Annotated in this window: 9 protein-coding genes and 1 pseudogene; all 10 read right to left on the bottom strand. The window is 62.2% G+C overall.

All coding sequences use genetic code 11. From position 1 onward, the window contains the following. Positions 1-227, bottom strand: a pseudogene (locus tag WBR57_RS11355) (MFS transporter); the annotation flags it as partial. Position 228: 1 nt separating this feature from the next. Continuing rightward, on the bottom strand, positions 229-1584 hold the full coding sequence (locus WBR57_RS11360; RefSeq protein ID WP_424083912.1) for an MATE family efflux transporter: 1356 nt from the start codon (positions 1582-1584) through the stop codon (positions 229-231). Positions 1585-1657: 73 nt separating this feature from the next. Beyond that, positions 1658-2614: an AAA family ATPase gene (locus tag WBR57_RS11365; protein WP_424083913.1), complete on the bottom strand. Its 957-nt coding sequence runs from the start codon at positions 2612-2614 to the stop codon at positions 1658-1660. Positions 2615-2617: 3 nt separating this feature from the next. Beyond that, positions 2618-3661: an aliphatic amidase gene (locus WBR57_RS11370; protein WP_424083914.1), complete on the bottom strand. Its 1044-nt coding sequence runs from the start codon at positions 3659-3661 to the stop codon at positions 2618-2620. 15 nt (positions 3662-3676) lie between these two features. Next, positions 3677-4024, bottom strand: a complete 348-nt coding sequence (locus WBR57_RS11375) for an FmdB family zinc ribbon protein (protein WP_424083915.1) — start codon at positions 4022-4024, stop codon at positions 3677-3679. A 2-nt stretch (positions 4025-4026) separates the two neighbouring features. After that, a complete protein-coding gene (gene fmdA, locus WBR57_RS11380) occupies positions 4027-5256 on the bottom strand; it encodes a formamidase (protein ID WP_424083916.1) in 1230 nt (409 codons plus the stop codon). Between the two features lie 159 nt (positions 5257-5415). Then, positions 5416-6105 carry an urea ABC transporter ATP-binding subunit UrtE gene (gene urtE / locus WBR57_RS11385; RefSeq protein WP_424083917.1) on the bottom strand — a complete coding sequence of 230 codons (690 nt, stop codon included), beginning with the start codon at positions 6103-6105 and terminating at the stop codon, positions 5416-5418. A gap of 10 nt (positions 6106-6115) precedes the next feature. Continuing rightward, positions 6116-6874, bottom strand: a complete 759-nt coding sequence (gene urtD / locus WBR57_RS11390) for an urea ABC transporter ATP-binding protein UrtD (RefSeq protein WP_122539048.1) — start codon at positions 6872-6874, stop codon at positions 6116-6118. Then, positions 6871-8022 (bottom strand): urea ABC transporter permease subunit UrtC, encoded by a 1152-nt coding sequence (gene urtC, locus WBR57_RS11395; RefSeq protein WP_424083918.1) that lies wholly within the window; start codon positions 8020-8022, stop codon positions 6871-6873. Before urtC ends, urtD begins: the two co-directional genes overlap by 4 nt. 10 nt (positions 8023-8032) lie before the next feature. Further along, positions 8033-8950 carry an urea ABC transporter permease subunit UrtB gene (gene urtB / locus WBR57_RS11400; RefSeq protein ID WP_053256607.1) on the bottom strand — a complete coding sequence of 306 codons (918 nt, stop codon included), beginning with the start codon at positions 8948-8950 and terminating at the stop codon, positions 8033-8035. Between the last annotated feature and the right edge of the window lie 124 nt (positions 8951-9074).

Here is a 9074-nt window from a genome sequence, read left to right on the forward strand (position 1 = left end):
TGGCTGTAGCGATCGACCAGGCGCGACACCTGCGGCGCGCAAAACGCCGTGGCCAGGGCAAACACCGCCGCCACCGAGCCGGCCAGGCCGTAGCCGCCATGCACTTGCGCCAGCATGGTGATCACGCCAATACCGGTCATCGACACCGGCATGCGCGCCAGCATGCCTGCCAGTACAAACGCCCGGGAGCCGGGGGCCTGGAACAATGCGGCGTAAGGATTTGCCATGTCAAATCAGCCGCTTGATCTGCTTGTGGCGCCACACCAACCGGTAATACGCGGTCTGCAACGCCAACATCGCCAGGTAAGTCACCGGGAACGCCATCCACACGCCTTCCAGGCCAAAGTGCGCGTTGAGCAGGTACGCCATCGGCAGTTCCACGCACAACACGCAGAAAATCGAGATCGCCACCGGCATCAGCACCACACCGCTGGCGCGCATGATGCCGCCGATCACCGCTTGGAAGCCAAACACCAGGATGCTCCACAACATGATGTGCAGCAGGTGTTCGGCATTCATCCGCGCCGCGTCATCGGTGATGAACAGGCCGAGCAGCCAGTGCGACAACCCATAACCCAGCAGGATCAGGCCACCGGTGAGGCACATATTGATCAACAACCCGGTGCGCAGGATCGGCCCGATACGCTCCAACTGCCCCGCGCCAATCGCCTGGGCACCGAGGATCGAGGCGGTGATGGCAATCGACAGCGCCGGGAATTGCACGTAATTGACGATCTGCGTCACTGCGCCATACGCCGCCGTGGCCTGGGAGCCATGGCTGTTGACCAGGGCAAGGATGACCAATTCCGACAGCGACAACACCACCATCTGCAAGCCGGTGGGCAGGCCGATGCGCAGGACCTTGCCTAAAATCACACGATCCAGGCGCAAGGCCGTGAGCAGTTCACGGTCCGGCGCCATCACATGGTTTTTATGCCGCAGGCGCAGGATCAGAAACAGCATGGCCGAGGCGTTACCCACCAGGCCGGCGTACACCGCGCTCTGGATGCCCAGGGGCGGCAGGCCGATCCAGCCGCGAATCAGTGCCGGTGTCAGCAGCAGGCCGACCAGGGTCGAGACCATCAGCGCCAGCAACGGCGAAATCGTGTCACTCACGCCGCGCAGCAACTGGGTATAGAGGATAAACACCAGCAGCAACGGCATGATCAGCATCATCATTTGCGCGTAGCCCACGGCGTCGTCGAGGACATCCACGGGCGTGCCCAAGGCCTGCAAGGCCGGGCGCGCAAACAGGCTGCCGAGGATCGCCGCGATCAAGCCCACCAGTGCACCCAGGGTCAAGGTGGCACCGGTGATGGCCTTGACCATGCCGGTTTCCTGCGCGCCCCAGGCCTGCCCGATCAACACCGACGCGCCCGCCCCCAGGCCGATCACCAAGGCAATAAAAAAGAACACGATGGGAAACATCCCCGACACCGCCGCCAGCGCCTGGGTGCCGAGCATTTGCCCGACATAGATGCCATTGAGGGTGCCGGAGAAACTCTGCAGGAAATTGGACAGCACCATCGGCGCCAGAAAGATCAGGTAGATTTGCCACAGCGGGCGTTGCAAAGGGCTTTGCATGAAAAACGGGGCCTCGAAGAGCTAAAGCATCCGAGGTTTATACCGTAATTGGATCCTATCTTCCTGTGCTTTATCAGTGCGCGGGTTCAACCACCAGGCAGGCGTCGCGCACGGTCGCCTTCATATGCCGGGCAGGCCCCTGCAATAAACACTCGGCAATCGCCGGTTCCAGTTCGACGCGCAAACGCCGGCCCAGTGCGCGCGCACCAAAGCGTACATCGTGGTCACGGCATAGCCACGCCCTCGCCTGCACATCCACGCTTAACGTGCGCTGCTGCACCGCCAGGCGTTGATCGAGTTTGCCCAGTTCCACCTCCAGCAGCGCCTGCAGCCACTGCGCGTCGATGGGCTGGAACATCAGGATGCGGTCGATGCGGTTGAGAAACTCCGGCTCGAAATGCCCATGCAGCGCGTCTTCCAATACCGCCGCCTCGCCCCGCGCAAATACCCGCAGCAGGCGGCGCCAGCCGTGGGCAAAGCGCTGGCGATGGCGACGCGCCTGTTGCGCGCCGATATTGCTGGTCATGAAGATCAGGCTGTTGCGAAAGTCCAGGGTGCGCGTGCCACCGGCCAGGCTCAGTTGGCCGTTTTCGAGGATGCCGAGCAGGCTGCGCAGCACTTCCTGGCTGGCCTTTTCCAGTTCATCGAACAATACGATGCCGGGCCGGCTGTAGCTGCCCTGGATCAGCTCGCTGTTGAACAGGCTGATGCCCTCCTTGCTGCCCACATAGCCGGGCGGCGCGCCGGTGAGCGCGGCGGCGTAATGCTCCTGGGCCAGGGTCTGCATGTCGATGCGGCAAAAGCCGTCGGCACGCCCGTGCAGCGCCTGGGCCAGCAGGCGCACGATTTCGGTCTTGCCCACGCCGGTCGGGCCCATGAACAGGTTGACGCTCAGGGGGCGATCACGCTCGCCGATATCGGCCTTGACCACCTTGAGCAAGCTTTCCACCTGGGCCAACGCCGCGTCCTGGCCCACGATGCGGCTGCGCAGCAGGGCCATCACCTGCGCCGGTTCAAAGGTAAAGCGCATGCCCTACCCCGCAGTTTTTTCTTTACCGCCATGGGGCAACTGCCCCACTGGGCACTCGGCCACGCCCACGCTGCTGCGGGTGATTTTCTCGACGTTTTCCTGGGCCTTTTGCGCGTCCAGTACCCAGGTGCGGTAGAACTCGAACGGGCAGTCGGCCACGCCCTTGTCGCCATCGCCCGAGGCATGCATGCCGGTGTACCCCCGGTGCAGCAGCTTTAACAGGTGGTTCTGCGACTGGTCGTTGGCCCGTGCATCGCGGATCTGCGACACCGAAAGCTGGGCGTACTGGATGCCCATTTCCTCCTCGCCGCACTCCCCTAGCGTGCGCCCATCAAATCCAATGATCGCCGAGTGGCCGAAGTACGAATACACCCCGTCGAAACCCGCCGCATTCGCCACGGCCACGTAGCAATTGTTCGCCCAGGCCATGCTCTTGGACATCTGCACCTGCTGCTCCTTGGCCGGGTACATATAGCCCTGGCAACGCACGATCAGTTCCGCGCCCTTCATCGCGCAATCGCGCCAGATCTCCGGGTAGTTGCCGTCGTCGCAGATAATCAGGCTGACCTGCAGGCCCTTCGGCCCCTCGCACACGTAGGTGCGATCGCCTGGGTACCAACCCTCGATGGGGCACCAGGGAATGCACTTGCGGTAACGCTGCACGATTTCGCCGAGGTTATTGATCAGCACCAGGGTGTTATACGGCGCCTTGTGCGGGTGCTCTTCGTGGCGTTCGCCGGTCAGGGAAAATACGCCCCAGGTGTTTGCCTGGCGGCAGGCGGCGGAGAAAATCGCGGTTTCTTCGCCGGGAATTGTCGCGGCGGTGGCCATCATCTCGTCGTGGTCGTACATGATGCCCATGGTGCTGTATTCCGGGAACACCACCAGGTCCATGCCGGGCAAACCCTGCTTCATGCCGAGGATAATCTCGGCGATCTTCTGCGCGTTCTCGATGACCTCGGCCTTGCTGTGCAGGCGCGGCATCTTGTAGTTCACCACCGCGACACCGACGGTGTCCGGGCTGCTGGAAATGTCGCCATGACGCATAACAACGCTCCTGTTCTAGTGGCTGATCATCCACGGGCGTGGCCCGGTCCTGGTTTTAAGGCCCAACGGGTTGGCCTTGCTCGGCAGCACCTTCTTGCCAGTGCCGCAGCAGCTGCAGCCGGCTGGGTGGCGGCGGCTTTGCTGGTACTCGCCGACCGTCTGCGGCGCGTTGGCGCTGCGCTCGTTGCCGGCGATGGCCTTGCGCTGGTTGGCCGACAGGGTTTGCAGCGCCGGGGCCGAGATCATCAGTTGCCCGCCTGCCCCTTGGCAGTACGGGCATTGGCTGGGTTCGTTGCGCTGGACGATGGGCCGCAGCAGCGTGAAAGTGCCGCAGGTGTCGCAGGCGTATTCGTAGGTCGGCATGGCTACAGGTCCGGGGCGATGGGCAGGTCGATGCTGCCGTCCAAGAACTGGGTCGGGCCGTTGGCGTTGGGGTTGATATCGAACTCGAAAATCTCCGTCGGCAGCCACAGGGTCGCGCAGGCATTCGGAATATCCACCACGCCGCTGATATGCCCTTGCACCGGTGCCGAACCGAGCAACGCATAGCCCTGGGCCGGTGAGTAGCCGAACTTGGTCAGGTAGTTGATCGCATTCAGGCACGCCTGGCGGTAGGCGACGTTGACGTCGAGGTAGTGTTGCTGGCCCTGCTCGTCTACCGAGATGCCTTCGAAGATCAGGTAGTTCTTGTAGTTCGGGGTGATCGGGCTCGGCTTGAACACCGGGTTCTTGATCCCGTATTTGGCCATGCCACCCTTGATCAGCTCGACCTTCATATGCACCCAGCCGGCCATCTCGATAGCGCCGCAAAAGGTGATTTCGCCGTCGCCCTGGCTGAAGTGCAGGTCACCCACCGACAGCCCGGCGCCGTTGACGTAGACCGGGAAGAAGATCTTCGAGCCGCGGGACAGATCCTTGATGTCGCAGTTACCGCCATGCTCGCGTGGCGGCACGGTGCGCGCGCCCGTGGCGGCCGCATCGTCACGGGCCTGGCCCTGGAGCTTGCCCATGTGCGCGGTGGCGGCCAGTGGCGCGTTGGCCAGCGGTGGCACACGGGTGGGGTTGGTGTCGATCAGTTCCTGTTCGCGACGGTTCCAGTCGGCGAGCATCACCGGGTCGGGCAGGCAGCCGATCAGGCCGGGGTGGATCAGGCCGGCAAAGTTCACGCCCGGAATGTGCCGCGAGCGGGTGAACATGCCCTTGAAATCCCAAATGGCTTTTTGCGCGCTGGGGAAGTGATCGGTGAGGAAACCGCCGCCGTTCTGGCGCGAGAAAAACCCGTTGAAGCCCCATTGCGAATCGGCCTTGGCGCCGATATCGAGCAAGTCCACCACCAGCAGGTCACCGGGTTCGGCGCCGTGCACACCGACCGGGCCGGAGAGGTAATGCACGGTGGACAAATCGACGTCGCGCACATCGCTGGCGTCGTCGTTGTTCTTGATCGCGCCGGCGGTCCAGTCGTAGGTTTCCAGGATGAAGTCATCGCCCGGTTTCACCCAGCAGGCCATCGGGATATCCGGGTGCCAGCGGTTGTGGATCTGCTCGTTCTCGGTGACGGGCTGGTTGAGGTCGACTTTGATCAGCGTTTCGGTCATGGGCTGGCTCCTGGACGAATGGTGTGGTGCGTTCGATCCAGTCTCGTGGAGCCAGTGAAAACGGGGAATACGTCGGATGACGTATAAATCTCGCAGGTGCAGCACAAAACAAATGTGGGAGGGGGCAAGCCCCCTCCCACATTTTGAGCGGTTTTATATCTATACGGACAGGTAACGGCTTATGGTCGCCTCATCCACCCGGTCCCGGGTCTCTTCGATCACGAAGCGGCCCTTCTCGATCACCAGGAAGCGGTCGGCGATTTCCAGGGTGAACGACAGCACCTGCTCCGACACCACAATGGTCAAATCGCGCAGGTTGCGGATCTCCTTCAGCGTGCGCGCAATGTCCTTGATGATCGACGGCTGGATGCCCTCGGTGGGTTCATCCAGCAACAGCACCTTGGGGTTGGTCGCCAGCGCCCGGGCTATCGCCAGCTGCTGTTGCTGGCCGCCCGAGAGGTTGCCGCCCTTGCGCGACTGCATGTCATAGAGCACCGGGAACAGCGCGTACAAATCCTCCGGCACCTTGCCCCGCGCCGAGGCAGGCAGGCCGGTCTGGATATTTTCCAGCACCGTCATGCTCGGGAAAATCATCCGGCCCTGGGGCACATAGGCAATGCCGCGCGCCACCCGCTCATGGGTTTCCAGCGCCGACACGTCGTGGCCGTCGACGCTGACCTGGCCCTTCCACTGCGGCAAAATACCCATCAGGCTCTTGAACAAGGTGGTCTTGCCCATGCCATTGCGGCCCATCACCGCGACAATCTCGCGCTTGGCCACAGTCAGGTCCAGGTCGTGGAGGATCTGGCTCTGCCCGTAGCCGCAGGACAACTGGTCAATCTTGAACATGCCTGCTTCCTCAGTGGCCCAAATACACTTCGATGACTTTAGGGTTACTTTGCACCGACTCCATGCTGCCCTCGGCCAGCACCTTGCCCTGGTGCAGCACCGTGACCTTGTGCGCGATGCTTTTGACAAACTCCATGTCGTGCTCGATCACCAGCACCGAGCGGCCCTGGCTGATGCGCTTGAGCAGTTCGGCGGTTTGCGCGCGTTCGTTGACGCTCATGCCGGCCACCGGTTCGTCGAGCATCAGCAGCTCGGGGTCCTGCATCAGCAACATGCCGATTTCCAGCCATTGCTTTTGCCCGTGGGACAGCAGGTCGGCCTGTTGTTGCAGCAGGTCACCGAGGAAGATCTCCCGCGCGACTTCTTCCACCCGCGCGATCACCTGGGCGTTGCGCTTGAAGAACAGCGCGCCCCAGACCTTGCGCCCGGCCGGGTAGGACATCTCGAGGTTTTCAAATACCGTGAGGTTTTCGTAGATCGACGGGTTCTGGAACTTGCGCCCGACGCCGGCGCGCACGATGTTGTACTCGCGCATTTTGGTCAGTTCCTGGCCGTCGAACTGGATGCTGCCGCTGGTGGCGCGGGTCTTGCCGCAGATCAGGTCGAGCACCGTGGTCTTGCCGGCGCCATTCGGGCCGATTACCACGCGCACCTCATTGCGGTCGATGTACAGGTTGAGGTTGTCGACCGCCTTGAAGCCGTCGAACGACACGGTGAGGCCTTCGATGGCCAGCACCGGTTTATTCATTTCAAAGCCGACGGCGGTCATGGCTGGGTCTCCAGGGTCTTGCTTTGAGCCTTGGGTTTAACGCCCGCTTTCACAGCAGGTTTACGCCGCAGCAGTTTGGCCAAGGCCTGGCGACCGTGGCTGTCCCACAACCCGGCGAGGCCATTCGGGAAGTACATGACCACCGCGATAAACAACCCGCCCATCAGGTACAGCCACAACTCCGGAAAGGATTCGGAAAAGTAGGTTTTGCCGTAGTTCACCAGCAGCGCGCCGTACACCGCACCGAGCAGCGACATGCGCCCGCCGACCGCGGCAAAAATCACCATCTCGATTGACGGCACGATGCCGACGAATGACGGCGACATAAAGCCGACCTGCAAGGCAAACATCGCCCCGCCAATCGCCGAGAACGCCGCGGCCACGCAGAACACGAAGACCTTGAAACTGGCCACGTCATACCCGGAAAACCGCACGCGTTCTTCTTTGTCGCGCATCGCCATCAGCAGCCGGCCGAGCTTGGACGCGAGGATAAAGCGTCCGATAAAAATGCAGCCAAACAGCAGCCCGGCGTTGATGAAGTACAGGATCATTTTCGCGCTGTCGGTGCGCAGGTCCCAGCCGAGCAGGGTCTTGAGGTCGGTGATGCCGTTGACGCCACCGGTCAGGCCTTGCTGGCCGACGATCAGCACCGTGAGGATCAGCGCAATCGCCTGGGTCACGATGGAGAAATACACATCGCCCACGCGCCGCTTGAACAGCGCGATGCCGATGATAAACGCCAGCAACACCGGCACCGCGACCACCGCGAACAGGGTAAAACCGAAGCTGTGAAACGGCTGCCACAGCCACGGCAGTTCGGTGATCTGGTTCCAGTCCATGAAGTCCGGGATGCCGGGAGTGGACTGGATCTTGGTGCTTTCCGGGTCCGAGGCCTCCAGCTTGAGGAACATCGCCATGCAATAGCCGCCCACCCCGAAGAACACGCCCTGCCCCAGGCTGAGAATGCCGCCATAGCCCCAGCACAGCACCAGGCCTACCGCTACGAACGCGTAGGTGAGGTATTTGCCGACCATGTTCAGGCGGAACGCATCCAGGGTCAGGGGAAATACCACCAGGATCAACAACGCCAGCAGCACGATGCCGATCAGGTTTTGCTGGCCGCCCAGCAGCTTGTCTAAAGCCTTCATCTGCTCGCCTCTACTTGCGCACTTTGATGGAGAACAACCCTTGCGGGCGCAGCATCAGGATCAGAATCACCGAGGACAAGGTCAGCACCTTGGCCATCGAGCCACTGAGGAAAAACTCCGACAGCGATTGGGTCTGGGCAATCACGAACGCCGAGGCAATGGTGCCGAACAGGCTTTGCGCGCCGCCGAACACCACCACCAGGAAGGTGTCGACGATGTACTGCGAACCCGCCGTCGGGCCGGTGGAGCCGATGGTAGTGAACGCCGCACCCGCGACACCGGCCACGCCGCAGCCGAGGGCGAAGGTCATGCGGTCGACCTTGCGTGTATTGATGCCCACCGCGCGGCTCATCAGGCGGTTCTGCACCGTGGCGCGCACCTGCAGGCCCCAGCGCGAGCGGTAGAGCATCAGGAAGATCGCGGCGGTCAGCAGCAGGGTCAGGCCCATCATGAACAGGCCGTTGCGCGGGATCTCGATGGCGTCGGTGAAGTTCACCGAGCCCATCAGCCAGGCCGGCGGTTCGGCGCTGACTTCACGCGCGCCGAATACCGAGCGGAACGTTTGCTGCATCACCAGCGACAGGCCCCAGGTGGCGAGCAAGGTGTCCAGCGGCCGTTTGTACAGACGGCTGATCATCGCCCACTCCACCAGCCAGCCGACCGCGCCGGCGACCAGGAATGACAGGGCAATGGCAAAGAAGAAGTAATAGGGTTGAAAGCTCGGCGCGAAGTGCGCGGTCAGGCTGGAACACACGTAGGTGGTGTAGGCGCCGATGGTCAGGAACTCGCCGTGGGCCATGTTGATCACGCCCATCTGGCCGAAGATGATCGCCAGCCCCAATGCCATCAGCAACAGCACGCAGAACACGGACAAGCCGTTGAACCCCTGCATCGCCGCGATGGCTCCAAATTCCGATAGCCATTCCATGATGATGGTCTCCTACAGAGAGATGAAATGCAGGCTTCTGCTGTTTTGCTCTATGTGGGAGGGGGCTTGCCCCCGATAGCAGTGGACCAGCAACCTATCAGGTGGCTGACACGCCCTCATCGGG

The sequence above is a fragment of the Pseudomonas sp. genome, from assembly GCF_049590575.1.
Lineage (GTDB): Bacteria > Pseudomonadota > Gammaproteobacteria > Pseudomonadales > Pseudomonadaceae > Aquipseudomonas.